Below are 25,158 nucleotides of genomic sequence, written 5' to 3' on the forward strand. Positions count from 1 at the left end.
CGAGGGCCGTCCGAAGACCTCGGCGAAGCGCGCCTCGCGCGGCCATCGGGCGCGCAAGCAGGCGCACCGCCGGACGCACGATCAGGCACACGAGCGCCCGGCGCCGCGCACGACTTCCCCCTCGGGAAGACCCATTTCGGGTAAAATAGCCGCCCACGCGCGCAGCAAAAAACGGCCTGTACGTACGCCGCAATCCCGTACGCCACTCGCCGGATACGTATTCCGCCCGACATGGCGCGGCCTGCCCCGCTTGCTGCGCCACCGGGCCATGCGCCCGCTTCTCCCCCGCTCACTCCGAAGGACCCGCCCATGACGACAGGCTTCGATCGCCAGACGATCTCCGACACCACCGCCAAGATGCTACTCGAAGTGCAAGCAGTGCATTTCAACGCGGAGAAACCGTATATCTTCACGTCCGGCTGGGCGAGCCCGGTTTATATCGACTGCCGCAAGCTGATCTCGTATCCGCGCGTGCGCCGCGGCCTGATGGAAATGGCCGAATCGACGATCTTGCGCGATGTCGGCTATGAGCAGATCGACGCGGTCGCCGGCGGCGAGACCGCGGGCATCCCGTTCGCGGCATGGCTCTCCGATCGCCTGATGGTGCCGATGCAATACGTGCGCAAGAAGCCGAAGGGCTTCGGCCGCAATGCGCAGATCGAGGGTCTGCTGACCGAAGGCCAGCGCGTGCTGCTCGTCGAAGACCTGACCACGGACAGCCGCAGCAAGATCAACTTCATCAATGCGCTGCGTACCGCCGGCGCCACGGTGAACCACTGCTTCGTGCTGTTCCACTACAACATCTTCAAGGAAAGCGTGTCGGTACTGAAAGACATCGACGTCGATCTGCACGCGCTCGCTACGTGGTGGGACGTATTGCGCGTCGCGAAGGCAAACAGCTACTTCGACACGAAGACGATCGACGAAGTGGAAAAATTCCTGCACGCACCGGCCGAATGGTCGGCAGCGCACGGCGGCGCCACGTCCACGCCGCAATAAGCGCGTTCGCATCATGCGGTGAATACGCGATTAATGCGCAATAAATAAAAAAAGCCGCCTGTCTCTCGACAGGCGGCTTTTTTTTCGCTCACTCGAATCGTGCGCGAAATCAGGATTCGTCGGCGACGTCGTCGCTCGAATGCGACGACAGATTCAGCAAGCCATTGCTCTGCGCATACTGGAACAGTTCCGAATCCCGCTCGATACCGAGCTTGCGCATCGCCGTATTCTTCTGCGTGCTGATCGTTTTGATGCTGCGGTTCAGGAGTTCGGAGATTTCCTTGATCGTCATGCCTGACACGAACAGACGCACGACTTCCAGCTCGCGTGCGGACAGCATCACTTCAGCATGCCTGCCGCGCGAATTGATTCGCAATGCATCGAGCGCCGCTTTGACGGATGGACTCATATACCCGAGCTTGCCGAGGACGTGCTGTACTGCGCGCCCGATATGGCTGAGATCGTCCGACTTGTTGACGACCGCCGTTACGCCCAGCTCGCCGAGCCGCCTGAGCAGCGCGACATTCTCAAGCATGGTGAGCACGACGATTGGGAGTACCGGAAAGTTGCGGCGTAGATAGCCGATCAGTTGCAGGCCGTCGCCGTATTGACCGCCGGGCATCGCGAGGTCGGTGACGAGCACGTCGCAGGCGGTGGTTTGCAAAATCCTGACAAGATCCGTTGACTGCCGCGCACGCCCCACGACCCGCAGACCGGGAAACTTGTGCAACGCATGCTCCGCACCAAACAGAATGACCGGATGGTCATCCGCAACCACGACCCTGAATGAACCTTGCATCGCCCCTCTTTGTACGGATAAACCGGTCTCCATGACTTCAAACGCTTTTTCTATGCTGACGACTCCAACGGGTAAAACGCAGCAAGAGTCACGCGGCAATAATGTGTCCCACTATATCTGATTTCCCTCGGCGAATTCCGCAAGTTGCGAACAATCATGCATCGCAGAGCTAATGTTAGTAGACTTGATTCGACCTTGGGGCACGATTAAGGACAACAACCATCGCGAGGACCCGCGCCTCGCGCCCTGACAGGAGAACCCGCACATGCGCGTGCGTTGCCTGGCTGTTTCGCTGGCTTCACCGTGGTGGCGTCGATCGCGCTTCATCCGCGCGATGCTCGGGCTCATGCTGTGCGTGGCGCATGGCTCGCACGCGCAGGCCGACGGAACGTTTACGCTGACGAGCGCGAGTCTCCGCGCGGGCGGCACCGTGCAGGCCGCCCAGGTTTTCGATCAGAGCGACTGCAAAGGCGGCAACCGCTCGCCGCAACTGACGTGGCGCAACGCACCGGCCGGCACGCGCAGCTTCGCGGTCTCGATGTTCGACGAAGATGCGCCGGGGCGCGGCTGGTGGCACTGGGCCGTGGCGGGCATTCCCGCCAGCGTCGACGGCTTGCCCGAAAATGCGAGTTCTTCCGGTTTCCTGAGGAAGCTCGGCGCGGTCGAAGCGCGCAACGACTTCGATACCGACGGTTATGGCGGCCCATGTCCGCCGCCCGGCAAATCGCATCGCTACGTCATCACCGTGTATGCGCTGAACTCGGCCGATCTGCGGCTCGCGCAAGGACGCCCCGCGCTGATGTTCGATCATGAGATCGGCACGGCGACGATCGGCAGCGCGCGGCTCGTCGTCACTTACGGGCGCTAGGCGCGGGCGTCGTTCGTTGCGCCGCTGCGGCGCATCTGCCGCGAACCGCCCCGCAACAGCGCTCAACAGGTCACGCTCGTGTCACGTTCGGCGCGCATCGTCGTTTTTTCGCGCTGTTTTGCACGTCCATGGCGCCGAGGTCTTAAAATATAACGTTCCGGCGCGACGACGCGCCCCGTTTCCAGCGAGTGAGATCGAGATGAGCACGAAAGTTTTTGTCGACGGACAGGAAGGCACGACCGGCCTGAAGATTTTTGAATACCTGTCGCAGCGCGCCGACGTTGAAATCCTGCGTATCGAAGAAGCGAAGCGCAAGGACCTCGACGAGCGCCGTCGTCTCATCAACGCATCGGACGTCACGTTCCTCTGCCTGCCCGATGTCGCCTCGCGCGAATCCGCTTCGCTCGTCGAAAACGACCACACCGTGCTGATCGACGCGAGCACCGCGTTCCGCACCTCACCGGACTGGGCCTACGGCCTGCCCGAGCTGGCCCGCTCGCAGCGCGAACGTCTGCGCACCGCCAAACGCATCGCCGTGCCGGGCTGCCACGCCTCGGCTTTCGTGCTCGCGATGCGTCCGCTCGTCGAAGGCGGCGTCGTGTCGCCCGAGTTCGCCGCGCATTCGTATTCGATCACCGGCTACAGCGGCGGCGGCAAGAAGATGATTGCCGACTACGAAGCAGGCGGCAACGACAAGCTCAAGAGCCCGCGTCCGTATGCGCTCGGTCTCACGCACAAGCATCTGCCGGAAATGGCCGCGCACACCGGCCTGAAAACCGCACCGATCTTCACGCCGATCGTCGGCGGCTTCTACAAGGGTCTCGCGGTCACCACATACTTCTCGCCGGGTCAGCTTGCGAAGAAGGCCACGCCGCAGGACGTGCTGGCACTGTTCGCCGAGTACTACGCGGGCGAGACGTTCGTACACGTCGCGCCGTTCGATGCCGATGCGAATCTCGACAGCGGCTTCTTCGACGTGCAGGCGAACAACGACACCAATCGCGTCGACCTGTTCGTGTTCGGCAACGAAGAGCGCTTCGTGACCGTCGCGCGTCTGGACAACCTCGGCAAGGGCGCATCGGGCGCGGCGATCCAGTGCATGAACCTCGCGATCGGCGCGGCTGAAGACACCGGCTTGAAACGCTAAGCGGCTCGCCCCACGGGCGCCGCGCCGCGATCAGAGGCGCGCCCGCAACCGCTTCGAAAGCCGGTCCAGACAGACCGGCTTTTCTGTTTTAAAAGCCCGTCAATCCGAATTCGCGCGAAAAGCTAATTGGTAGTAGCCCGTATTACTTGAAATATAAAAACCGGAATAGCGCATCCGATCGTTAAACCGGACTGCCGTCCGGCTCCGGTAATTCATGCGTTCAATTGCATTGTTCAGCATAGTTTTCCGCCTGGGGAAACTCCGGATTTTTTTGCGAACGCTCGTGCCAGGATCATAGAGCCTTTTTGCCGCAACGCTTGCCCAACAAGGGAGTGCGACGAAGCAACGCTGCCGCGTCCGGCGCGAAAAATCCTTTTCCGTTTAAAAGGACCGCAAGTGTCCATGCAGTGCACGTGCGCTGAAATTCGTGCTGTTTGAATCAGCCTTTTTAGACGGCTCATTCAATTGACAGCGATTAAACGCACAGCAAAATGACTCCGCACAATTACATGAAGGGAGACAGCAGCATGTCGCACGCCATGACCCGCGGCCTGGCAATGGCCATTGCCACAGCGCCATTCCTGATTGCCTGCGGCGGCGGCAACGCCGACAGTCCGGGCCCCGTCAATCCGCCGCAATGCTCGGGTGCGAGCTGCGGCCCCCAAGGGGCGCCGACGCCTGCGGCGAGCACGGCCACGCTGTGTCCCGATACCGGCGACATCGTCAAGAGCACCTACCTCGGTGGCGCCGGCAGCGGCGAAATCGTGCAGCTGAACATCGACGCGACGGCGATGACCTACACGCTCAAATGGCTCGAGTCGCCGATCCCGCTCACGAGCGCGAGCGTTTCGATCACGCGCAAGGGCACGCAGATCACCGGCGCGGTGATTCATCCGCCCACCGGCATGCTGCCGACCGCCGAGCAGACGCGCTGCGCATTCATTCTCGGCGCGGGCAGCGGCACCGCGTCGGACGGCACGACCTACACGACGCCGGACTTCGTCAACAACCCGAATCCGCCGATGATCCTGATCGGCAAGGGTGTCGCGGGCGGCGGCATTCCCGGGGCTACGGTCGAATACGCAGGCGTCACGATCATTCCGGGCGTCCTGACCCTTGGCACAGTCAACAAGCGGCACTTCGACTTCTATCCGTTCCTCGGCTTCGCAAGCACGACCACCGACATCACGAAACTGCCCGGCACTTACAACGGCCTGCTCTATCACCTTTCGCCGACGGCCAACTACGAAACCGTCGCGACGAACTCGCTTGAAACGTTCGACGCGAGCGGCAACTGCACGTCGTCGAGTTCGGCGGGCTGCCTGTCCACCGGCAACGCGCTGACGCTCAACAGCAACGGCTACTTCGACAGCACGAACCCGCCGCAGATCGTGCCGAGCACCGGCGGGACCAGCAATCCGTTCCGCACCGGCAACTTCGGTACCGCGCACATGATCCTCGGCCAGCTCAACGGCGCGACGGTTCCGCTCGTGGTTCGCACCGGCTACGTCGATACCAGCAACCTGCTGACCGCCAAGGTCGACGACGAATCCGGCATCGCGATGCTCGCCGCGGCGACCCCGCTCGCCTCGGGCGGTTTCGACGGCGGCTACGTCGGCGCCGACTCGAACTTCAAGTACACGGCGACGCTCGTGCAAGGCGCGGCCGCGACCTTCCTCAACCCCTCGACGTCCGCCGCGGAAAGCTCGATCGGGCTGAGCTACGGCGCATCGAGCCCCGGCCTCGTCGACGTTCAGGACAGCAACGGCAAGACCGGCCTCGCGATCGCCTCGGGCGGCTTGTACGCGATCGTGGTGCAGGGCGCGGAAAACGGCGGCATCACGCCGACCTCGGCCAACGCGGACACCCCGAGCGCACCGTACTTCGGCATCGGCGCGCAGATCAGCAAATAGCCGCAGCACTCACGCGCAAAGGTCAGAACGAAGGCGGCGGCGCAGCGCAATCACCCGGCGGCGGCTCACGGCACGGCCGGGACATATCAGCAGAACGTGGCCGGAATGGGAGCCGGCCGCATACAACGAGAACATCAGGGAGGCAGTATGAATTGGAGAATCGTTTCGGTGCTTGCTCTTTGCGCACCGATGCTGGGCGCGTGCGGCGGTGGCGGCGGCGGAAGCGGCGACGGACCGGTGACCGAAGCCCGGCTGTGTCCTTCCTCGCTCGACTACGGCACGGTCTTCACGGGCGGCGGCGGCGACGGCGAACTCGTCAAGCTGCAGCTCGATACGACGAAGATGACGTGGCAGATCAGCTACATCCAGTCGTCGATCCCCGCCGCCACCGGCACTGTGGTCCCGACGCGCGCGGGACAGACCGCGAGCGGCACGCTGACCCAGGAAACGCTCCTGCCGACCAGCAAGCTCAACCAGTGCGCGTTCCGCCTGAACGGCGCGAGCCTCGACGCCAGCCGTCCGGCGCGGATTTTCGTCGGCGAGGGCGTGGCGGGCGGCACAATCCCCGGTGCGGAAATCTCGTTCGCGGGCGTGCTCGGCGTCGGCGCGGTGCCCGACACCACGTTCCCGTACTACCCGTTCATCGGCTTCTCGTCGATCGAGACGAATCTTTCGGCCGTCGCGGGCACCTACAACCAGGTCGGCTATCACCAGGTGCCGTCGCAAAACTTCGCGCCGGTCGCGGTCGATTCGAAGATCACGATCAACGCCGACGGCACGTGGAGCGAGTGCGACAACACCGGCATCAACGCGGGCACGTGCCAGCAGCCCGGCGGCAACTTCCCGACCGCGGCCGACGGCAGCGGCGCATTCGAAACCGATCACTTCCTCGGCCAGGCAAAGCCGACGCTCGCGACGACCGCCGAGGGACGCGGCTACATGATCGTCGGCAAGCTGCGCGGTCAGCTGGTGCCGATCCTCGTGCGCACCGGTGCGGCCAATCCGTCGCCGACCCAGACGGTCAACGGCGCGGCCGGTCCGTACGCCGACGACGAATCGGGCATCTCGATCCTGTCGCCGCAAACCGCGACCACGGTGAACGCGCAGAACGGCGAGTACATCGGCGTGGATAGCCAGTTCGACTACCGCACCACTGCGCTCGAAGGCAGCGAGGCCACCCTGCTCGATCCGTTCAACGCGTCGCAAGCCTCGCTCGCGACCGCGCTGAATCTGGACTTCACGCAGACCGTGCCGGGCGTCGTGACGACCACCCAGGTGGGCGCGTCGACGGGCACCAAGCCGACCGGAAAGATGATCTTCACGGGCGGCGTGTTCGGCTACCTCGACATGACCAACGCCGCCTCACCGTACTTCACGATCGGCGCGTTCGTCCAGTGACGAGCGCCGCATGCAGCGCCGTCATGACCGAGGGCGCCGCATGCCGGCCTCCGGCCCCGCGAGCATCGCGCGACGCGGCGGCCGGAGCCCCACGAACATCCCGCGCAGCGGCCGGGCCCAGCCCTTCGCCACCCGCAGCCGCCCGCCGCGCACGTGAGCCGCGCGGGCGCCAGAGGAGAAACACGATGAAAAAATTCTGTCTCGCGATACTGGCGACGCTGCTGTCGGCCAGTGCATACGCCCAGCATGCGGGCGACAACGTCGCCGTGCTCGGCTGGTTCCATGTGATGCCGCAGGATTCGAGCACGCCGCTCACGACCAACGTCGCGCCGACACCGATCAACACGCCGCTGCGTCTGCCGAACACGTTCACGTCGGCGGGCACGGGCCTGTCGACCAACAGCGCCAACACGGTCGGCCTCGTGTTCAGCCATTACCTGACCGACCACATTGCCGTGACGACGGTGGCGGGCGTGCCGCCGACGTTCAAGATCTACGGCCACGGCACGATCAAGCCGCCGGGACCGGCCGGCGCGCTCGGGCAGCAGGATCTCGGCGATCCGCAGGCCAATCCGATCGTGAAGAGCGTGCGCCAGTGGAGCCCGGCGCTGCTGTTCCAGTACTACTTCAACGAGCCGACCGCGAAGCTGCGGCCGTTCGTCGGCATCGGCGTGTCCTACAACTGGTTCTCGGATGTCCAGCTCAGCAACGGCTTCGTGCAATCGACGCAGAACAACCTCGGCGCGGTACTCGCGGCCGGCGCGGGCAAGCCGGGGCAGACGCAGGTCTCGGCGAAGGCGTCGTCGTCGTGGGCGCCGGTGTTCAACGCGGGGCTCGCGTACAACATCACCGATCACTGGGGGCTCGTCGCGTCGGTGACCTATATTCCGCTGAAGACGACGTCGTCGGTCATCATCAAGGCGGCGGACGGCACGGAGCTCGGGGTGTCGAAGGCCGATCTGAGCGCCGATCCGATCATTTCCTTCCTGGCCGTGTCGTATAAATTCTGAATTCGGTTCCGGTGCGGCGAGGCGTACGGCCGGACGCCAGAAACGACAAAGCCGGCGGTCCCTGTGCACGGGACCGTCGGCTTTTTTGTTCGCATCGACTGCAGGATTGCGCCGCCGCTTCGGCGTCGCGCGGCAAATTCAGGGCAAAAAAAAGCCCGCCTAGGTTGGCGGGCTGAATCCATATCAGAGGAGACATGGAGGAGACAAGACGTACTATAGCAAACCACCTGGTGCGTCGCAACATGAAAATTAGGGTTGACCCTCAATGTCGCATAAATGCAACAATTGCGTTCGCTGTCGCCGGGATTGCCCCCTCGTCCATTGACAGAACACACACCTAATGACGCACCAGCGCCATCATCGCGCCGAAACTGACGAACACGCCGCCCGTCAGCCGGTTGAACATACGCGCGACGCTGCGGCTCTTCAGCTTCGCGCCGATGCGCGTGCCGAAGCCCGCATACACGAAATACCAGCTCACATCGATCGCCGCGAAAGTCGCGACGAGCACGCCGAACTGCGGCAGCTTCGGCAACGCGGGATCGATGAATTGCGGCAGCAGCGCGGCCGCGAACATGATCGCCTTCGGATTGCTGCTCGAGACGAGAAAACCGTTGCGAAACAGTGAGAAACGCGAACGCACCGGACGCGCCGAGAGTTCGTCGACGTTCGGCGCGGCGGCGTCTGCCGACGCGCGCCACGCCTTGATGCCGAGATAGACAAGGTAGGCCGCGCCGATCATGCGCAGCGCGTCGAACATCGCCGGCCACGCGGAGAGAAACACGCCGAGCCCCGCCGCCGATACTGCCAGCATCAGCACCAGCGCCGACAGGCAACCGGCCATGGTCGCGCTGGCGCGGCGCAAACCGTGCTGGGCGCCGTGCGTCATCACGAGCAGCGTGTTCGGACCGGGAATCGAGGAAATCACGAAAACGGTGGCAACGTACAAGCACCAGGTATGTAGAGTCATCGGAATGGAAGCAGAAGAAGCGGGCGGGCTATTATGCCCGCTACCCGATGCGACCCTGCTCGACTCCGGCAAACCGCAAGGGAGCGTCAGCGCGCTAACGGCCTCAGCGGCCGGCGCGGCGCGTCGCGACCTGGCCCAGCACCGCGAAGTCCTTCTCGCCGTCGCCATGCGCAATGGCTTCAATCAGGCTGTCGCGCACCACGCTGGCGACCGGCATCGGCGTCGTCACCGCATCGGCGGCGGCGAGCGCGAGGCGCAGGTCCTTCAGACCGAGCCGAGCCTTGAAGAGCGCCGGCTCGAAGCGCTGCTCGGCGATCAGCTTGCCGTAACCCGAGTACACCGGCCCCTGGAACAGGCCGCTCGTGATCACGTCGAGGAAGTCCTGCATCGCGAGGCCGTGGCCGGTCACGAGCGCGGCCGCTTCGCCGAGCGTCTCGATCGCCGCGCCGAGCATGAAATTCGCGGCGAGCTTCATCACGTTCGCCTGCTGCGGCAGCGAGCCGATGCGCCAGGTCTTCTGGCCGAGCACATCGAAAATCGGCTGGAGCCGGTCGATCGATTCCGCCGGCCCGCCCGCGACGATCGTCAGCTTGCCCGCGGCCGCGACGTCGGACCGCCCGAGCACCGGCGCGGCCACGTAGTGAATGCCGCGCGACGCATGCGCGGTCGCCAGTTCCTCGGCGAGCGCAACCGAGATCGTGGCCATGTTCGCGTGGATCAGCCCGCGCGGCGCATGTTCGAGCAGCGACGCGGTGATGACCTCGCGCAGCGCGGCATCGTCGGCGAGCATCGAGAACACGGCGTCGCCTGCAAACGCTTCAGCCGGCGTCGCGACGATTTGCGCGCCCTGCCCGGCCAGTGCCTGCGCCTTTTCCGGCGAGCGGTTCCACACGCGCACCTGGTGGCCCGCTTTCAGAATGTTTTCAGCCATCGCGGCACCCATCTCGCCGAGGCCGATAAAACCGATGTCCATCTATTGCTCCGTCTTCTAAAGAACCCGAAGTAGAGCACACTCATGCGACACGCGCAGGACAACAAGCAATACGGCGGGCAGCACAGCGAATAACGCAAGCGGTGCGATACTGCTCGCATGGTCACCGCGACATTCCGCTTCTACGAGGAGCTGAACGACTTTCTCGCCCGGCCGCTGCGCCGGCGCGAGTTCGCCTGCGTCTGCGCGCGCGGCGCGACGGCCAAGCACATGATCGAAGTGCTCGGCGTGCCGCATACCGAGGTCGAGCTGATTCTCGTGAATGGCGAATCGGTCGGTTTCAATCACCTGCTCGCGGAAAGCGACCGCGTCGCCGTCTATCCGAAGTTCGAAGCGCTCGACATTCAACCGTTGCTGCGCGTGCGCGAACGGCCGCTGCGCGTGACGCGCTTCATCGCCGACGCGCACCTCGGCGGCCTTGCACCGCTTCTGCGCCTTGCCGGTTTCGATACGCTCTACGACAACCACTATCCCGACGCCGACATCGAAGCGCTCGCCGCCGCGCAGCAGCGCATCGTGCTGACGCGCGACCGCGAGCTGCTGAAACGCCGCAACATCACGCATGGCTGCTACGTGCGCGCGCTGCGGCCGCGCGAGCAGTTTCGCGAAGTATTCGAGCGGCTCGATCTCGCGCGCAGCGTGCAGCCGTTTCGTTTGTGCCTGATGTGCAATGCGCCGCTGCGGCGCATTGCACGAGAAGAGGTCGGCCCGCGCGCGCCGCGCGGTGTGCTGCAGCGGCATAGCCGCTTCGTCACCTGCGACGTGTGCGAGCGCGTGTTCTGGGAAGGCACGCATTGGCAGAAAATGCGCGCATTGATCGACAGTGTTGCGACGGGAACGTCGGATCACTCCGGCTAAGGGCGCGCTGCGTACAATGCTGGATTACCTATTTCGCAGAGGCCTTCCAGATGGCGATGAAAAAAACCGACCTTGAAAAGAACAAGGCACTGAAACTGAACAACGCAATGAAGCAAGCGGGCGTCGGCCGGGGCGGCACAGGTCTCGCGGCCGAGCCGAAGATCGACCGGCGCGAGCAACGCAAGCTCGATCAGGCACAGGGCCTCGTTCCATTCGCGTGCAAGCTGAACAGCGAACTCGCGGAAGAACTGAAAACGCGCGCCGCCGCGCATCCGGACGGCATGAACGGCCTGCTGGACCAAATCATCCGACGCGGCCTCGCGGGCTGACGCCGAACCGCGCGCGTCGACACGCTCGCGGCGCACGGTTCGCGCGAATGCCGGGCCGGACCGCGAACCCGTCGCGCATGCAAAAAGGCCAGAGCACAAGCTCTGGCCTTTTTGCTGGCAACGCCTTGCCGCGCCCGACTGCGACGGCCCGCTAACGGCCCGGTGCAACGGTACGGCACGCGTGCCCGACGAACGGGCGTCAACTTAGTTCGTCGCGCCCTTGTCGTTCGTGCCGGCTGCCGACGCTGCGGCAGCAACCGGAGCGCGCTTGCCGTGGGTCTTCAGCTTCTTGATGTGATGCTTCTTCGGTGCAGGAGCGGCAGCAGCCGGCGCAGCGGCTGCGTCGGATGCCTGTGCGAATGCCTGAACCGAAACCAGCGCGATCGAAGCAGCTGCGAGCGAGACGATAACTTTTTTCATATGTTGTTCCCCAAACCGGACGACTGAGTCGAATGTGAAAGAAGACACCTGCACGGTAGAGCAGACAGGGCTTCACGGCGCCTTTTACTCCCCGCGAAAGAGTATTACCCAAGCGTAGGCGGTTTGTCATGCCCAAAACTCAATATGTATTTTCTGGGAGACAACGAGCTTTCGTGATGCTTTCACCCATCCTGAATAGCGCACCAGGGACAACACCAGGCCGTTCGCCGCAAAGCTCGCCGATTCAAACAGGGCAGCGCTCGGCCGACGGTTACGCGATCGTCGCGCAAGTCGCGCCGCTTGCCTGTCCGGCCGCGAGACGCCCGCGTATCATGTGAACAATCTCCGGCCGGTCCGACGCCGGATACGTCATCCCGGCAAGCTGTAGCCGGCACCACGGGCCGCGTCTCGACAGCCTGCCCGCGCGCACCACCGCAAATGAATAGCGCGCTTGCCGGCACGACCCACTCCAGAAACCCAAAAAACTTGAATTCCGATACCCGCCAACACCTGCGCGCCAACGTGCTGATGCTGATCGCCGCAATGATCTGGGGCTCCGCGTTTGTCGCGCAGCGGCTGAGCCTCGACGCGATCGGCCCGTTTCTGTTCACCGGCCTGCGCTTTCTGCTCGGCGCGCTCGTCGTGCTGACGATGATCGTCTGCGTACGCCGCCCGGCGCTCGCCGAATTGACGAGGCGCGAGCCGGGCGGTGCTCGCGAACTGCTCGGCGCCGGTGGACTGCTCGGTGTCGTGCTGGCCGTATCGATTTCATTGCAGCAGATCGGGCTGCAATACACGAAGATCGCCAACGCCGGCTTCATCAGTTCGCTGTATGTCGTGATCGTGCCGTTGCTCGGCGTGCTGTTTCGCCATAAAACCGGACTCGGCACGTGGCTCGGCGCGCTGCTCGCGGCCGTCGGCATGTATTTTCTGAGCGTCGACGAACATTTCTCGATGCTATACGGCGACTGGTATCAGCTCGCGGGCGCGCTGGTGATTTCCGCGCAGATGATGCTCGTCGGCCGCTTCGCGGCGCGCCACGACACGCTGATGCTCGCGCTCGTGCAGTTCGTGACCTGCGGGCTCGTGTGCCTCGCAATCGGCCTCGCGGTCGAGCCGGTCAGCGTCGCGGTGCTCACACGCGCGGCGCCGACGATCGCGTATGGCGGAGCGATGTCGGTCGGCATCGCCTATACGATCCAGGTGGTCGCCCAAAAGCATGCGGCGCCGTCGCACGCAGCGGTGATCTTCAGCATGGAAGGCGTGTTCGCGGCCCTCGCCGGCTGGCTCGTGCTCGGAGAAACGCTGACGGCGCGCGCGCTGTCCGGCTGCGCGCTGATGCTGGCGGGATTAATCGTGTGTCAGGTGCTGCCAGGCTGGCGGCGCAACCGCGAACGCGTGCCGCAAGCGTCGTAAGCGGCAAACCCAGCGGGGCCTGTCCGATTGAAACCCTTCATGCGGCCCGCGGATGCGCATACAGCTTCGGCGTATCGGCGGTGGGCGGAAACACGCACCAGCAGCCGTCGTCGTGACGAAAGAAGAACAGGCCGCGCGCGCCCTCTTCCGACGACGTCTCCACCCGCACATAACGCCGGCCGCCCAAGCGCGTGCGGCTGAATTCCGTGACGTGAACCAGCGCCGAAGGCAGCGGCGCAAGCCACTTCTCGACCAGAAACCGCAGCGACTGCTCGCTTGCGGATCTCATGATCCGCTCCGGACCGGTTTGTCCTGATGGGCGTCGCGCGTGGACTCGATGCTGTCGCCGTCGTCGGCGGCATGTTCGTCGGTTTCGGCGGCGGCCAGCGCCATCGCCCGATTGGTCGCTGCCGCCCTCAAGGTACTGCAATGAGCCGCATGCCGAAGGTCCGAGAGAAGACGGACGAGTTGTCGTGCTGATCTGCGTTTCATACATCCCCCCGCATTGCACCAAGAACCTCAGAAATCACTTTAACTCTATGCCGGGATGGCTCGGTGCCCAAATGTTTTTGACTAAATAGCAACAGTTGCGCTTGCAAAAAGAAAGCGCGCAATCTTCATGCCGCGGTTCAAATGTGCGCGTCCGGCGCGCGAGGGTCTGTGCGGTGGCGAGCGCTTCGCGTCGCGCGAACTGCGGGCTGTCGCACACGGCGAAAGGCGCTCGAGGCGACGGGTTATCCACAACAAGCTATGAACAACGTCGGGATATCCCGTCGAACAGCTTGTGTGCGAAATCTTGATAAAGACGGGTGCCGGTCAACGTGCTGCCGAACTTATCCCACTTATGTAGTTTTTCTACAGGAGTGTTCCGCAGGGTTATGGGTTTTGCATCGCCTTGATGAAGCGAGGAATTTTGGCGTTATCCACAGAACGGGTAAACCCTTGTTAACTATTACTACATATGTATACGTATGAAGTAAAAAACATAGGATAAGTCCCGGTGCGCGCGCGGATGACAGGCTGGGCAGCGCTTGATCGACCTGAATCCGCAGGCTGCACCACGATGTTGGCCGCCTCGACGTTTATGGTGCGGGGCTCGCTCCGCTCGCCGGCTGGATGCCGGCCGCCTGGCCGATCGCATCGGGCAAAGTAGGAGCCAGCGCGGGGACCGCCACTGGCGCCGCAGCGGCGATTGACGCGTGAACCGGCTCAGGAACCGCGGTGGGCGTCGTCACCGGAACCGGCGCCGATGCGGGCTCCGGTGCAAGTACCGGCGTCGGCATCGGTTCGGGGGCCGGCAGCACGCGCGTTTCGATTGTGCTGCTCGTCACCGGCTGTGTGCGCACGACGGTTTGCAGGTAGTGATCGACGAGGCCGAAGAAACGGTCGTAGAACTTGCCCGACGGAATCGTCTCGCTCGATATCTTGACCATCGCGTCGCTGTTCGAGCGGATCGGCAGCGACAGCGAGCCAAGCACGCTCAGCCCGACGCTCGCCGAGGTATCGCTTTTTTTCAGCGCGAAGCCGTTCTGCACCGCGTTCACGTAGACGATGCTCGTGCTGGCCGCCTCTTCTCCCGGCGTACACACCACATGAAATTCGACGACTACGTGGGTATCGCTCGTCGGCTGGAAATTCTTCGTGCCGTCGACGGTATCGGGACGCGCCATCGTCGTCAGATAGCCTTGGCTCAGCAAGGCGCGGCGCGCGGCTTCGCAGGCGTCGGTCGTGCTCGAATTGAAGTTGCGGGCGTACGGGCTCGCACCGGTTTCGAACAATTCCTGCTGGAATTGCGGTTGCGGTGTGCTGCTGCATGCCGCGAGCGCCAGCAGCCCGAACAGGGCCGCGGCGGTGGTTCTGGAAAACGGGATCTGCATGATCGAGTACAAGGAGCGCCGCATGGGCGCGAATGGAAATGCATTGTAGAGCGCGCCGCCGGGTGTGCGTAAAAGCGTGCGGCGGGAACCCGTCACCGCGTGGCGGTGAGCGATAAAGAGACGAAACCGGGGAGGGTTGCGTGGATGCCGCGACAGTCTGCATTCGCAGTGATTGCAGCAGCCTCTGATACGGAAAGCAGGCGGAAGCGAAGGGAAAACCGCGCGGATGCGGTTAATTCGATGCGGTACGCGCCGAGCCTGAAACCGAACGTGTAGCCGGAGCCGAAGTGGCGGCCGAAGAGGAAGACACGGAAGACGCCGTCACCGCCGCACTCGCGGGTTGCACCGCCGGCACGCTAAACGCATCGGCCCACTGATTCGCCCCGGCGCAACGATCGGCCTCGCACGGCACGGCCTGGCCGTCGGCATGCTGCGTGAGGTTCTGCGGCGGAGCGATTGCGGCGAAGTCTTCGACGCGCAAGCTCACCTTCTGCGCATATGCCTTCGATCCGCCGTAGCTCTTCAGCGCGGCGCTCAGATCGCCGTTGGCCGAGCGCATATAGCCGTAAAGGATTGCCGAGCCGGCTTCGATGTTCGCGCCCGGCTCGGTGAGGTCCTTGACGTTGCGCAGCAGTCCGCGATGCGCCTGCGGCACGACCTGCATGAGCCCCGTCGCACCGTTGGCACCGCGGGCTTTTTCCTTGAAACGGGATTCGATCGAGATGATGGCGAGCAGCAGCGCCGGCGGGAGGGAGTATTTGGAGGAGGCGGACTGCACCGCGTCGGAAATCTTTTGAGCTTTGTCCTTGGCCAGGCCGAATTTGTGCGTGAGATACGCCGATATTCGGTCGCTGTTTTCGTCGGCTGCTGCGGTTTGCATCAAACCTAACGAAAGCACGATCAGGCAAAGTAACCGGCTCATAACGGGGACGGAAGGTAGCGGCAATCCTCGTATTATATCCCTGCCCTGTTGTTCGACACTGGGTCATTACAATTTTTGTCTTTTAAATCAAGGGGAATCGGGATGCGGGTCGGTTGCCTGAACGACTCTCTCTTGGGATAAAAGCCACCAGGTAGCGGTGCGAGTAACGAAGACGAGGTGATCGCCTTCTGTTTGTCTGCCCAATTTATGCGGTTAGTTGCATTTATGGATCGACAGCGGTTGCAAGCGGAGATTTGAGACAATGGGTGCGGTCCGCACGCCCGTCAGCGCGAACTCCGGCTGCACAGTGTTCTCTTGCTGGCGTGCCGGTTCGGCGAATAACCGATGTTTTCAACCATGAGCAAAACCGCATTCATTCCCAGTGTCCCCGGCACGTCGGAGGACGATTTCGACATTTCGGCGACCGCGAAGATGGCCGGCTATCGGCGCTTCTACGGCGTGCTGAAAGTCGTGCGCAATACCGACGGCCGCGTGCTGTTTCCGTTCGACGGCGCACCGGAGCTCGGTCCGCATGCGACGCGGCTCGAAGCGATTGCCGCCGCGCAGGTGTACGGAGAGCATATCGTCACGAGCGATCTGGCCCGGCCGGAGCTTTAGCGCGAGGCGTTGCGCCTGTGCATGCGACGACGGCGGCAGTGACAGCAGGTTGCCCGCATATGGCAAACAAGGGCGCAACAGCGAACAGGCGCAATGAAGAATGAACAAGAAGACCGACATGGAAAGCGCGATGAGCCACGACAGGCAGCATGACAGGAGCCGTCGGCGCACGGCGAGGCTACCGGTTGCGGCGCTCTGTGGCGCGGCTCTGTTCGCGAGCGCGTTGGCTCAACCCGGCTTCGCGCAGGACACCGCCGTCGCCGCCGATACCGTGCAAGCGGCGCTGCGCGAAGCGGACGTCGTTCATATGCGCGTGCACGTCGATGCCGTCGATGCCGCCAGCAATCGTGTGCTGCTGCGCGATCCGCGCGGCCAACTCGCCGACGTCGAGGTCAACCGGGGCATCGCGGACGTGAGCCGGTTGCGTGTCGGCGATCGCCTCAACGTCGCGTATCAGCAGGCGATGCTGATTCGCGTCGAGAAGCTCGCAACCCAAGATGTGCGCGAGCGCACCGAAACGACGCTCGCACTGCCGGCATCGGCGGGCGTGGTGTCGTCCGCGCATCGGGTGCGGATCGTCGCGACTGTCGTCAGGATCGATGGCAAGAACCGCACGGTGACGCTGCGTGGACCGAAACATCGGCAACTGCTGCAAGTCGCGCGCGATATTCCGCTCGACGAACTCCACGTTGGCGAGAGCGTGCGCGCCGAGTTCGTGTCGGCGGCGGCGGTGTCGTTGGTGAGAGAGTGAGCGCCGCGTTGTCGGGCAAGCTCGCGCCGGCGTATCCGTGTCCGGGAATGGGCGGATTGTTTGCCACCTGCGCCGAACCCGATTTGAGGAAACGGGAATACGCTTGCCGATAAACGCGCGCGCTTCCGAAGCCAAGCGCCGCGCGGTTGGATATACGCAGCCCGCCTCGACTCCGTCGGCCATACCACGACGACATACCGAGGTGGCGATGCATGCGCATCAATCAGCGCATGCGCACGCTTCTAGCCGCCCCGGCCGCCGCGCGCGCCGCAAGCACGCCACCGAGCGCGCCGCCGATATGGCTCTGCCACGACACACCGGGATAGACCGGCAGCACGCCGAACAGCATGCTCAGACCGTAGCTGCTCACGACGACCAGCGCCACGACGATCGAGACGAGATTGCGCGTGTAGTAACCGCGCGCAACCAGATAGCCCGCATAGCCGAACACCAAGCCGCTCGCGCCGATATGCACCGAATAAGGCGCGCCCAATAACCACGCGCAGAGACCCGCGCCCAGCATCGCGCCGAGGGTCGCGCGCCAGAAGCCGGCGATGTCCGGCCACGTGCACAACCAGCCGAGAACGAGCAGCCCGCTCGTGTTGGCGGCGATGTGCGCGAGGTTCGCATGCAGCCACGGCGCAAACAGGATGCCTTGCAGGCCGCCGAACGTGCGCGGCACGACACCGTGCTCGTTCAGATGGAGGAACGGCAACGCGGCCGACAGAAAGAACACCGCCCACATCGAGCCGACGAAGAGCGCGAGCAGTACGGCTCGAGTTTTGAGTTGGGCGGTGAACGTCGCGGTTCGCATTGGGTCGGAAGCCGAGGTCTTCATGTGTCGATGATGCCCTGCGTGGTATCGGCCGAGCGTAGTCGATAGGGTGCCGCCGCGTCGAGCCGTCGTGGAAAAAACGGATTAAGCCGACACGGCATGGGCGCTTCGCCACGCTGGGTCATTGCACTTTCTTTTGGCGAATCATGCCGCGGTTTCGCTTTCAGAATTCCGCTATGCTGAAGACGCGACAGTCGTTGAATCCGGCAGCGTCACCTCATCGGGCAAAGGCTATTTGCTTGACCACGACGACGAAATAAAACAATCGAGATAATCCGATGAAGCGGTTATTGAGTGTTGCGGCGATAGGATTCTGCATGACTCTTTCGGCGTGCGCGAGTCGCGATCAGTCCGGTCACGCGGCTACGGCCCCCGATAACACGCCCATAGGCACCGGGTACGTCACGAACGTGCTGCTTCCAGGCGGGCAAACCGCGAATGGGGATACTGGCCGAGGCAGCCGGAGTGCGAGGGAGAATACTGGGGTCAACGGGGTCAACGGCGTTGCCGGGTCCGTGGGCCCTCAAGGTGCGGCCGGCAAGCCCGGCGAACAGGGGGCAAAAGGCGACACCGGTGCGAAAGGCGAGCGTGGCGAACGCGGAGAGAAAGGCGATCGCGGCGACTCGGGCAGCAAGGGCGAGAGAGGCGATCGCGGTGAAAAGGGTGACCGGGGCGAAACAGGCGACCGCGGCGAACCCGGGCCTCCCGGCCGTGATGGTCTGCAAGGCCCTGCCGGCGTTTCGCTGGTCAGTTTGCTCTACCCGCAAGGAAAGTCGGCGGATGGCAACAACAATCCCAAACCGGATGGAGGTTCCGGCTCGCCCCCAGAGAACCTCCTGACCTCTCTCGCAAAACTCGTCACGGCATTGACGCCGATCGTTCTCGCTTTGCTCGAGATATGGAAACGCAACCTCTCCGCGGGTCGCCCACCGACTCTGCGGGAATCGAGAGAATACGCGGAAAGCAAGATATCTCACTCGCCTGATCTCTCCGAATTCGACCGTGAGAAGCTCATTGCCGCGCTCACGAGGCAGGACTTCAACCGGCGTCGGGCCCTATACCGGGCCCGACGCAACAGAACCCGCGAGCAATCGAATATTGCCCGCGTGCTTCAGTTGCTTATCGTGTGCTGCGGACTCGTCGGTATCGTCTATCTCGGTTACGAGTTGCTCGTTTCGCTGTTGATATTCATTTGCGCGTACACACTGATCCTTTCCGTTGCGCTTCTCTGTTGCGCACTGGCGAAGAAACTGCTCGACGAAAAATCGCACAAAAAGAATCTTCTCGAATTCAGAGTGCGATTGATGGAAATGAAGTACGCGCACGAACTCAATATGTCCCGGCAGCGCTTTGACGAGCAAATGAAACTGCTTCAGGAAGGGAATGCGCGGCGGGATCGTAGCAATAAATTCGAGTTGTAGCTGTGTGCCGGAGAGAAGCGAGAGGCGGGATACCATCGCGTCCCGCCCAAAGCTCACTCGACAGTCACCGACTTCGCCAGATTCCGCGGCTTATCCACATCCGTCCCCCGCGCACATGCCGTGTGATACGCGAGCAACTGCAACGGCACGACGTGCAGGATCGGCGACAGCAGCCCGTAGTGCTCCGGCATCCGGATCACATGCAGCCCCTCGTCGTTGACGATCTTCGTATCCGAATCGGCGAACACGTAAAGCTCGCCGCCACGCGCGCGCACTTCCTGAATATTCGACTTCAGCTTTTCGAGCAGCGCATCGTTCGGCGCGACCGTGACCACCGGCATCGCTTCGGTCACGAGCGCGAGCGGCCCATGCTTGAGCTCGCCGGCCGGATACGCCTCGGCATGGATATACGAAATTTCCTTGAGCTTCAGCGCGCCTTCGAGCGCGATCGGATAGTGCAGGCCGCGGCCGAGGAACAGCGCATGCTCCTTGCGCGAAAACTCTTCCGACCACGCGATGATCTGCGGCTCGAGCGCCAGCACGCTGTTCAGCGCGGCGGGCAGATGGCGCAACTGCTTCAGGTAGTCCGCTTCCTGCGTGTCGCTCAGGTGACCGCGCAGCTTCGCGAGCGTGGCCGCGAGCACGAACAGCGCGACCAGTTGCGTCGTGAACGCCTTCGTCGATGCAACGCCGATCTCGCGGCCCGCATGCGTGAGGAACGACAACTCCGTCTGCCGCACCATCGCGCTCGTGCCGACGTTGCAGATCGCGAGCGTGTGCGCGTGGCCGAGCGCCTGTGCGTGCTTGAGCGCCGCGAGCGTATCGGCTGTTTCGCCCGACTGCGAGATCACGACCACGAGCGACTTCGGATTCGGCACCGACTCGCGATAGCGATACTCGCTCGCGATCTCGACCTGGGTCGGAATCTTCGCAATCGATTCGAGCCAGTACTTCGCGGTGAGCCCCGAGTAGTAGCTCGTGCCGCACGCGAGAATCAGCAGGCTGTCGATCTCGCCGAACACCTTGCTCGCGCTGTCGCCGAAGATCCACGGATCGAACGCATCGGTCTGCGGAATCGTGTCGGTGATCGCGCGCGGCTGCTCGAAAATTTCCTTCTGCATGAAGTGGCGATACGGGCCGAGTTCGACCGCGCCGCCATAGGCCGCGACCTGGCGCACTTCGCGCTGCGCGCGCTCGCCGTTGCGATCGGCGATACGCACGCCGTCGAGCGACAGTTCGCACACGTCGCCTTCCTCGAGGAAGATGAAGCGTTCGGTGCTGCCCGCGAGCGCGAGCGCGTCCGAGGCGAGGAAGTTCTCGCCGTCGCCGAGCCCGACCACGAGCGGCGAGCCCTGGCGCGCGCCGACCACCGTGTGCGGCTGGTCCTTGTGCAGCACCGCGATCGCATACGCGCCGTGCAGTTGCGCGATCGCTTCGCGCACCGCCGCGAACAGATCGCCGCGATACAGGCTGTGGATCAGGTGCGCGATAACCTCGGTGTCGGTCTGCGAAACGAACGTGTAACCCTTGCCACGCAGCATCTCGCGCAGTGCTTCGTAATTCTCGATGATGCCGTTGTGTACCAACGCGAGCGCGTCGCGCGAGAAGATCGGGTGCGCGTTGTCGGTGACCGGCGCGCCGTGCGTGGCCCAGCGCGTATGCGCGATGCCCGTCACGCCTTCGAGCTGCCCGTCGCGCACCTGGTCGTCGAGGTCGGCGACGCGCGCAACGCTGCGCGCGCGGCTCGGTCCGTTCGCGCCGAGCACGGCGACGCCGCACGAATCGTAGCCGCGATATTCGAGGCGCCGGAGTCCTTCGATCAGGACGGGAACGATATTACGTTGCGCAACCGCGCCGACAATGCCGCACATGGTTTATTCCTTTTCAGAGCCGGATTCAGAAAGCGCGCCTCGCGCGCCGTCTCCGTCAGTTTTTCTTCTTGACCGGGCGCACGTAGCCCGTTTTGCTCGTTTGAGTCTTGTCGTTCAGCACCAGCGCATCGGGCTCGACGTCCTTCCAGACCGTCGTGCCCGCCGCGATCGTCGCGCCGCGCCGCACGCGCACCGGCGCAACCAGTTGCGTGTCCGAGCCGACGAACACGTCGTCTTCGATCACGGTGCGGAATTTGTTCGCGCCGTCGTAGTTGCAGGTAATCGTGCCCGCGCCGATGTTCACGCGCGCGCCGATATCCGCGTCGCCGATATAGGTGAGATGGTTCGCTTTCGAGCCATGGCCGAGCACTGCGTTCTTGATCTCGACGAAGTTCCCCACGTGAGACTCGTCTTGCAGCGCCGCGCCGGGACGCAAGCGCGCGTACGGGCCGAGCACGGCCTTCGCGCCGACTTCTGCGCCTTCGATATGCGTGAACGCGTCGACGCGCGTGCCCGCGCCGATGTTCGCGTTGCGGATCACGCAGTTCGGGCCGATTGTCACGTTGTCGGCCAGCGTCACGCGGCCTTCGAATACGCAGTTCACGTCGATCGACACGTCGCGGCCGCATTCGAGCGTGCCGCGCACGTCGAGGCGCGCCGGGTCGGCGAGCGTCACGCCCGCGACGAGCAGCGCGTCGGCCACGTTGCGCTGATGAATCCGTTCGAGTTCGGCGAGCTGCTGCTTGCTGTTCACGCCGAGCGTTTCCCACTCGTCGTCGGGCTGCGTGGTGACGACTTCGAGGCCGGCTTCGATCGCCATTTCGACCGCGTCGGTCAGATAGAACTCGCCTTGCGCGTTGTCGTTTTTCAGCGCCGCGAGCCAGCCGGCGAGCCGCGCGGTCGGCGCGACGATGATGCCGGTGTTGATCTCGGCGATCTTCAACTGCTCGGGGCTCGCGTCCTTCTGCTCGACGATGCGCTGCACCTTGCCGCTCGGGTCGCGCACGATGCGGCCGTAGCCGCTCGGGTCGTCGAGCGTGACGGTGAGCACGCCGTAGCCGTCGCGGCCCGCGCGTTCGGTCAGCGCCTGCAGCGTTTGCGCGCGCGTGAGCGGCACGTCGCCGTACAGCACGAGGGTGGGTAGCGAGGGATCGAGCAGCGGCAACGCCTGCTGCACCGCGTGGCCGGTGCCGAGCTGCTGCTCCTGCACCGCGAATTGAATGTCGGGCGCCGCGACCGCTTCACGCACGGCCTCGGCGCCGTGGCCGATCACGACGATCAGACGCGCGGGCTTCAGCGCGCGAGCGGTGTCGATGACATGAGCGAGGAGCGGCTGGCCAGCCAGGGGATGGAGCACCTTGGGAAGCGCGGAACGCATGCGCTTGCCGGTACCCGCCGCCAAAATCACGATGTTCATGGCGTCGGCAATCAGACGAGTTTGGAGCCGACGATTCTAGCATGCTGCACCCGCAAAAAAGGCCGCGGGTGCGGCCTTGGCGGGAACAGAAGGCCAGCGGAAAAGCGCCGGCATATCCGCAAAATCGGGCGCTTTTCGCGGGCGGCTCTCAGAGGTCGTCGAACTGGACCAGCGAGATGGTCTTCGCGCCGGTGAGCGGTGCGCCCTCGTCGCTGCCGGTCGAGCACGGCTCTTCGTCGAAGGCGATGTCGCCGTTCGGATCGGCTTCGCCGCTCGCGCGCAGCCCCGCGAACGGGAACAGCTGATGGTCCATAAGATGCGACGGCACCACATTCGAGAGCGCGTTGAACATGTTCTCGATACGGCCCGGGAAGCGCTTCTCCCAGTCGCGGACCAGCGCCTTCATTTCGGCGCGCTTCAGGTTCGGCTGGCTGCCGCACAGATTGCACGGAATGATCGGAAATTCGCGCAGCTCCGCGTATTTTTCCAGATCGGTTTCCTTCACGTACGCGAGCGGCCGGATCACGATGTTCCTGCCGTCGTCCGATTGCAGCTTCGGCGGCATGCCCTTCAGCTTGCCGCCGTAGAACAGGTTCAGGAGCAGCGTCTGGAGGATGTCGTCGCGATGGTGGCCGAGCGCGATCTTGGTCGCGCCGAGTTCGCCCGCGACGCGGTACAGGATGCCGCGCCGCAGTCGCGAGCACAGCGAGCAGGTGGTCTTGCCTTCGGGCACGAGCCGCTTGACGATGCTGTAGGTGTCCTGGTTCTCGATATGAAACGGGATGTCGAGCTGCGTCAGGTATTCGGGCAGCACGTGCTCGGGGAAGCCCGGCTGCTTCTGGTCGAGATTCACCGCGACGATGTCGAAATTGATCGGCGCGCGCTCGCGCAACCGCATCAGGATGTCGAGCATCGCGTAGCTGTCCTTGCCGCCCGACAGGCAGACCATCACCTTGTCGCCGTCCTCGATCATGTTGTAGTCGCCGATCGCCTGGCCGACCTGGCGCGCGAGGCGCTTGAACAGCTTGTTGTTCTCGTACGCCTCTTTCTGCTCGCGGCGCGTGAGCGGCGACTTCGGGGCCGTAGCGGTTTCGGTGGCGTCGACCGCGCTTTGCGCCGCCGCCTGTGCCACGGCTTCGGCGTGAGCGTCGTGCCGGCCTTCGTTGAGCGTTTGCGGAGCGTTCATCGCTCAAATCTCCTTGATGCGAAAGACTTCGACGCCGACCGCGTCGCAGTCCGGATAGACGTCCGGCTTCTCGGTCGACACGCGCGCGGCGCGCACGTGCGGATGTTCGAGCATCGTCGTTACGACGTCGTCGCACAGCGTTTCCTGCAGATGGATATGGCCTTGCGCGACGCGCTGCGCGATGGTCGAGCGCATGAAGTCGTAGTCGACGACTTCGTTGAGCTTGTCGTGCACCGGTGTGGACAGCGACAGCGGCACGAACAGTTCGACGTTGATGACGACGCGCTGCTCGCCGCGCTTTTCGAAGTCGTGCACGCCGATATTGATGTGCACCTCGTAATTGCGCAGAAAGAGCCGGCGGCAATCGGCAAGCCGGGGATGCGAAAGAGCGTCAAACATGTTCGTTCCAGTCAAAAAAGCGTGCGTGGCACGCAAAGGGGCGCATCACCACGCGCACCGGCCGCCTCGGCAAGGCAGGCCGCGCGCATGTCAGGCGCCCGTCAAAAACATCACGTCGCGCGGCAGCGGCACGAGATGCTGCCCGCCGTCGACCACCAGCGTCGTTCCGGTGACGCCGGCTGCATCCGCGAGATACAGCGCGGCGGCGACGATATCCTCGGGCCGCGACGCACGGCCCAGAGGCGTCGTTCGGTGAGCGGCTTCGAAGCCGTCCGGCGTCTGATCGGCCGATTGCAGCGTGAGGCCTGGCGCGAGCCCGACCACGCGGACCTTCGGCGCGAGCGCCTGGGCCAGCGCGACCGTCGCGGTCTGCAAGGCCGCCTTCGACAGCGTGTACGACAGGTAATCCGGATTCATGTTGTACAGCTTCTGGTCCAGCACGTTGATGACCACCGCGCGCTGGCTTTCGTCGCGCAAGGCGGCCTCGGGTGTCGCCTCGAACAGCATGCGCGCGAGCACGAGCGGCGCGCCGAGGTTCATCGCGGTCAGCTTGAGCAGCAGCTCGTAGCCGACGTCGCGCGCCGTGTCTTCCTCGAAACGCGACGCGTTGTTGACGATGCACGTGGGCCGCCCGAGCGCCGCGGTACAGCCCGGCAAAAGCCGCTCGACCTGCGCCTCGTCGCCGAGTTCGGCATGCAGCGCGACCGCGCGGCGGCCCATTGCGGCGATCCGCGCGACCACTT

Annotated in this window: 25 protein-coding genes; 12 read left to right on the top strand and 13 right to left on the bottom strand. The window is 63.9% G+C overall.

Annotated features, from left to right (window positions below; all coding sequences use genetic code 11):
* Positions 1-309: 309 nt before the first annotated feature.
* Positions 310-999, top strand: a complete 690-nt coding sequence (locus tag GXB81_RS16940) for an orotate phosphoribosyltransferase (protein ID WP_167047568.1) — start codon at positions 310-312, stop codon at positions 997-999.
* A gap of 109 nt (positions 1,000-1,108) precedes the next feature.
* Here GXB81_RS16940 and GXB81_RS16945 read toward each other — a convergent pair whose 3' ends face one another.
* Positions 1,109-1,798 (bottom strand): response regulator, encoded by a 690-nt coding sequence (locus GXB81_RS16945; RefSeq protein ID WP_167047565.1) that lies wholly within the window; start codon positions 1,796-1,798, stop codon positions 1,109-1,111.
* Between the two features lie 265 nt (positions 1,799-2,063).
* On the opposite strand from GXB81_RS16945, the gene GXB81_RS16950 reads away from it, so the two are divergent.
* The 5 genes from GXB81_RS16950 to GXB81_RS16970 all read left to right on the top strand — a co-directional run bounded on the left by GXB81_RS16950 (position 2,064) and on the right by GXB81_RS16970 (position 8,134).
* On the top strand, positions 2,064-2,666 hold the full coding sequence (locus tag GXB81_RS16950; protein WP_167284452.1) for a YbhB/YbcL family Raf kinase inhibitor-like protein: 603 nt from the start codon (positions 2,064-2,066) through the stop codon (positions 2,664-2,666).
* Between the two features lie 199 nt (positions 2,667-2,865).
* Positions 2,866-3,813, top strand: coding sequence for an N-acetyl-gamma-glutamyl-phosphate reductase (argC, locus tag GXB81_RS16955; RefSeq protein WP_205989830.1), 948 nt, complete (start codon positions 2,866-2,868; stop codon positions 3,811-3,813).
* Between the two features lie 527 nt (positions 3,814-4,340).
* Positions 4,341-5,726 (top strand): DUF2957 domain-containing protein, encoded by a 1,386-nt coding sequence (locus tag GXB81_RS16960; protein WP_167047556.1) that lies wholly within the window; start codon positions 4,341-4,343, stop codon positions 5,724-5,726.
* Positions 5,727-5,873: 147 nt separating this feature from the next.
* The gene (locus GXB81_RS16965) at positions 5,874-7,124 is read left to right on the top strand and encodes a DUF2957 domain-containing protein (protein WP_167047553.1); all 1,251 of its coding nucleotides are present in this window, start codon (positions 5,874-5,876) and stop codon (positions 7,122-7,124) included.
* Positions 7,125-7,309: 185 nt separating this feature from the next.
* The gene (locus tag GXB81_RS16970; protein WP_167047550.1) at positions 7,310-8,134 is read left to right on the top strand and encodes an OmpW family protein; all 825 of its coding nucleotides are present in this window, start codon (positions 7,310-7,312) and stop codon (positions 8,132-8,134) included.
* Between the two features lie 337 nt (positions 8,135-8,471).
* Here GXB81_RS16970 and GXB81_RS16975 read toward each other — a convergent pair whose 3' ends face one another.
* Both GXB81_RS16975 and GXB81_RS16980 read right to left on the bottom strand, forming a co-directional pair.
* On the bottom strand, positions 8,472-9,104 hold the full coding sequence (locus tag GXB81_RS16975) for a LysE family translocator (RefSeq protein ID WP_205989831.1): 633 nt from the start codon (positions 9,102-9,104) through the stop codon (positions 8,472-8,474).
* 103 nt (positions 9,105-9,207) lie between these two features.
* Positions 9,208-10,077: an NAD(P)-dependent oxidoreductase gene (locus tag GXB81_RS16980; protein WP_167047544.1), complete on the bottom strand. Its 870-nt coding sequence runs from the start codon at positions 10,075-10,077 to the stop codon at positions 9,208-9,210.
* 117 nt (positions 10,078-10,194) lie between these two features.
* On the opposite strand from GXB81_RS16980, the gene GXB81_RS16985 reads away from it, so the two are divergent.
* Together GXB81_RS16985 and GXB81_RS16990 are read left to right on the top strand one after the other, a co-directional pair.
* Positions 10,195-10,953, top strand: coding sequence for a Mut7-C ubiquitin/RNAse domain-containing protein (locus GXB81_RS16985; RefSeq protein ID WP_205989832.1), 759 nt, complete (start codon positions 10,195-10,197; stop codon positions 10,951-10,953).
* Positions 10,954-11,003: 50 nt separating this feature from the next.
* The gene (locus GXB81_RS16990; protein ID WP_167047538.1) at positions 11,004-11,282 is read left to right on the top strand and encodes a hypothetical protein; all 279 of its coding nucleotides are present in this window, start codon (positions 11,004-11,006) and stop codon (positions 11,280-11,282) included.
* A 204-nt stretch (positions 11,283-11,486) separates the two neighbouring features.
* On the opposite strand, the gene GXB81_RS16995 is transcribed toward GXB81_RS16990, so the two are convergent.
* Entirely contained in the window at positions 11,487-11,702 is a 216-nt protein-coding gene (locus tag GXB81_RS16995) for a hypothetical protein (RefSeq protein ID WP_167047535.1), read from the bottom strand.
* Between the two features lie 486 nt (positions 11,703-12,188).
* Here GXB81_RS16995 and GXB81_RS17000 point away from each other — a divergent pair, with 486 nt between their 5' ends.
* On the top strand, positions 12,189-13,118 hold the full coding sequence (locus tag GXB81_RS17000; RefSeq protein WP_167047532.1) for a DMT family transporter: 930 nt from the start codon (positions 12,189-12,191) through the stop codon (positions 13,116-13,118).
* 37 nt (positions 13,119-13,155) lie between these two features.
* On the opposite strand, the gene GXB81_RS17005 is transcribed toward GXB81_RS17000, so the two are convergent.
* From GXB81_RS17005 to GXB81_RS17015, 3 genes are all read right to left on the bottom strand, one after another.
* Positions 13,156-13,407, bottom strand: a complete 252-nt coding sequence (locus GXB81_RS17005; protein WP_167047530.1) for a hypothetical protein — start codon at positions 13,405-13,407, stop codon at positions 13,156-13,158.
* Positions 13,408-14,200: 793 nt separating this feature from the next.
* Positions 14,201-15,019 (bottom strand): DUF2242 domain-containing protein, encoded by an 819-nt coding sequence (locus GXB81_RS17010; protein ID WP_240159213.1) that lies wholly within the window; start codon positions 15,017-15,019, stop codon positions 14,201-14,203.
* Positions 15,020-15,227: 208 nt separating this feature from the next.
* On the bottom strand, positions 15,228-15,917 hold the full coding sequence (locus GXB81_RS17015; RefSeq protein ID WP_205989833.1) for a transglycosylase SLT domain-containing protein: 690 nt from the start codon (positions 15,915-15,917) through the stop codon (positions 15,228-15,230).
* Positions 15,918-16,274: 357 nt separating this feature from the next.
* Here GXB81_RS17015 and GXB81_RS17020 point away from each other — a divergent pair, with 357 nt between their 5' ends.
* Together GXB81_RS17020 and GXB81_RS17025 are read left to right on the top strand one after the other, a co-directional pair.
* Positions 16,275-16,535: a DUF6723 family protein gene (locus GXB81_RS17020; RefSeq protein WP_167047524.1), complete on the top strand. Its 261-nt coding sequence runs from the start codon at positions 16,275-16,277 to the stop codon at positions 16,533-16,535.
* 100 nt (positions 16,536-16,635) lie between these two features.
* A complete protein-coding gene (locus tag GXB81_RS17025) occupies positions 16,636-17,286 on the top strand; it encodes a hypothetical protein (RefSeq protein WP_205989834.1) in 651 nt (216 codons plus the stop codon).
* 223 nt (positions 17,287-17,509) lie between these two features.
* Here the strand turns inward: GXB81_RS17025 and GXB81_RS17030 are convergent, their stop codons facing one another.
* Positions 17,510-18,100 (bottom strand): rhomboid family intramembrane serine protease, encoded by a 591-nt coding sequence (locus GXB81_RS17030; protein ID WP_240159212.1) that lies wholly within the window; start codon positions 18,098-18,100, stop codon positions 17,510-17,512.
* Positions 18,101-18,636: 536 nt separating this feature from the next.
* Between GXB81_RS17030 and GXB81_RS17035 the strand changes: the two genes are divergently transcribed.
* On the top strand, positions 18,637-19,542 hold the full coding sequence (locus GXB81_RS17035) for a collagen-like protein (protein ID WP_240159210.1): 906 nt from the start codon (positions 18,637-18,639) through the stop codon (positions 19,540-19,542).
* Between the two features lie 53 nt (positions 19,543-19,595).
* On the opposite strand, the gene glmS is transcribed toward GXB81_RS17035, so the two are convergent.
* From glmS to GXB81_RS17060, 5 genes are all read right to left on the bottom strand, one after another.
* On the bottom strand, positions 19,596-21,413 hold the full coding sequence (gene glmS / locus GXB81_RS17040; protein WP_205989836.1) for a glutamine--fructose-6-phosphate transaminase (isomerizing): 1,818 nt from the start codon (positions 21,411-21,413) through the stop codon (positions 19,596-19,598).
* A gap of 55 nt (positions 21,414-21,468) precedes the next feature.
* Positions 21,469-22,830, bottom strand: coding sequence for a bifunctional UDP-N-acetylglucosamine diphosphorylase/glucosamine-1-phosphate N-acetyltransferase GlmU (gene glmU / locus GXB81_RS17045; protein WP_167047510.1), 1,362 nt, complete (start codon positions 22,828-22,830; stop codon positions 21,469-21,471).
* A gap of 148 nt (positions 22,831-22,978) precedes the next feature.
* The gene (gene ttcA, locus GXB81_RS17050; RefSeq protein ID WP_205989837.1) at positions 22,979-24,016 is read right to left on the bottom strand and encodes a tRNA 2-thiocytidine(32) synthetase TtcA; all 1,038 of its coding nucleotides are present in this window, start codon (positions 24,014-24,016) and stop codon (positions 22,979-22,981) included.
* 3 nt (positions 24,017-24,019) lie between these two features.
* Positions 24,020-24,415 carry a dihydroneopterin aldolase gene (locus tag GXB81_RS17055; protein ID WP_167047507.1) on the bottom strand — a complete coding sequence of 132 codons (396 nt, stop codon included), beginning with the start codon at positions 24,413-24,415 and terminating at the stop codon, positions 24,020-24,022.
* Between the two features lie 90 nt (positions 24,416-24,505).
* A partial coding sequence (locus GXB81_RS17060; protein ID WP_205989838.1) for an SDR family oxidoreductase occupies positions 24,506-25,158 on the bottom strand: 653 nt, incomplete at its 5' end.

Origin of the sequence: Paraburkholderia sp. Ac-20336, assembly GCF_017105025.1 — a bacterium.
In the GTDB taxonomy this organism is placed as follows: domain Bacteria; phylum Pseudomonadota; class Gammaproteobacteria; order Burkholderiales; family Burkholderiaceae; genus Paraburkholderia.

What these genes read in the sequence shown, in the direction of transcription:
- GXB81_RS17030 (WP_240159212.1), bottom strand. Translation starts at nt 18,100, where the DNA reads ATGCGAACCGCGACGTTCACCGCCCAACTCAAAACTCGAGCCGTACTG.
- GXB81_RS17055 (WP_167047507.1), bottom strand. Translation starts at nt 24,415, where the DNA reads ATGTTTGACGCTCTTTCGCATCCCCGGCTTGCCGATTGCCGCCGGCTC.
- GXB81_RS16980 (WP_167047544.1), bottom strand. Translation starts at nt 10,077, where the DNA reads ATGGACATCGGTTTTATCGGCCTCGGCGAGATGGGTGCCGCGATGGCT.
- GXB81_RS16990 (WP_167047538.1), top strand. Translation starts at nt 11,004, where the DNA reads ATGGCGATGAAAAAAACCGACCTTGAAAAGAACAAGGCACTGAAACTG.
- GXB81_RS17015 (WP_205989833.1), bottom strand. Translation starts at nt 15,917, where the DNA reads ATGAGCCGGTTACTTTGCCTGATCGTGCTTTCGTTAGGTTTGATGCAA.
- glmS (WP_205989836.1), bottom strand. Translation starts at nt 21,413, where the DNA reads ATGTGCGGCATTGTCGGCGCGGTTGCGCAACGTAATATCGTTCCCGTC.
- GXB81_RS16965 (WP_167047553.1), top strand. Translation starts at nt 5,874, where the DNA reads ATGAATTGGAGAATCGTTTCGGTGCTTGCTCTTTGCGCACCGATGCTG.
- argC (WP_205989830.1), top strand. Translation starts at nt 2,866, where the DNA reads ATGAGCACGAAAGTTTTTGTCGACGGACAGGAAGGCACGACCGGCCTG.
- GXB81_RS17010 (WP_240159213.1), bottom strand. Translation starts at nt 15,019, where the DNA reads ATGCGGCGCTCCTTGTACTCGATCATGCAGATCCCGTTTTCCAGAACC.
- glmU (WP_167047510.1), bottom strand. Translation starts at nt 22,830, where the DNA reads ATGAACATCGTGATTTTGGCGGCGGGTACCGGCAAGCGCATGCGTTCC.
- GXB81_RS16940 (WP_167047568.1), top strand. Translation starts at nt 310, where the DNA reads ATGACGACAGGCTTCGATCGCCAGACGATCTCCGACACCACCGCCAAG.
- GXB81_RS16960 (WP_167047556.1), top strand. Translation starts at nt 4,341, where the DNA reads ATGTCGCACGCCATGACCCGCGGCCTGGCAATGGCCATTGCCACAGCG.
- GXB81_RS16950 (WP_167284452.1), top strand. Translation starts at nt 2,064, where the DNA reads ATGCGCGTGCGTTGCCTGGCTGTTTCGCTGGCTTCACCGTGGTGGCGT.
- ttcA (WP_205989837.1), bottom strand. Translation starts at nt 24,016, where the DNA reads ATGAACGCTCCGCAAACGCTCAACGAAGGCCGGCACGACGCTCACGCC.
- GXB81_RS17020 (WP_167047524.1), top strand. Translation starts at nt 16,275, where the DNA reads ATGAGCAAAACCGCATTCATTCCCAGTGTCCCCGGCACGTCGGAGGAC.
- GXB81_RS16995 (WP_167047535.1), bottom strand. Translation starts at nt 11,702, where the DNA reads ATGAAAAAAGTTATCGTCTCGCTCGCAGCTGCTTCGATCGCGCTGGTT.
- GXB81_RS16970 (WP_167047550.1), top strand. Translation starts at nt 7,310, where the DNA reads ATGAAAAAATTCTGTCTCGCGATACTGGCGACGCTGCTGTCGGCCAGT.
- GXB81_RS17025 (WP_205989834.1), top strand. Translation starts at nt 16,636, where the DNA reads ATGAACAAGAAGACCGACATGGAAAGCGCGATGAGCCACGACAGGCAG.
- GXB81_RS16975 (WP_205989831.1), bottom strand. Translation starts at nt 9,104, where the DNA reads ATGACTCTACATACCTGGTGCTTGTACGTTGCCACCGTTTTCGTGATT.
- GXB81_RS16985 (WP_205989832.1), top strand. Translation starts at nt 10,195, where the DNA reads ATGGTCACCGCGACATTCCGCTTCTACGAGGAGCTGAACGACTTTCTC.
- GXB81_RS16945 (WP_167047565.1), bottom strand. Translation starts at nt 1,798, where the DNA reads ATGCAAGGTTCATTCAGGGTCGTGGTTGCGGATGACCATCCGGTCATT.
- GXB81_RS17005 (WP_167047530.1), bottom strand. Translation starts at nt 13,407, where the DNA reads ATGAGATCCGCAAGCGAGCAGTCGCTGCGGTTTCTGGTCGAGAAGTGG.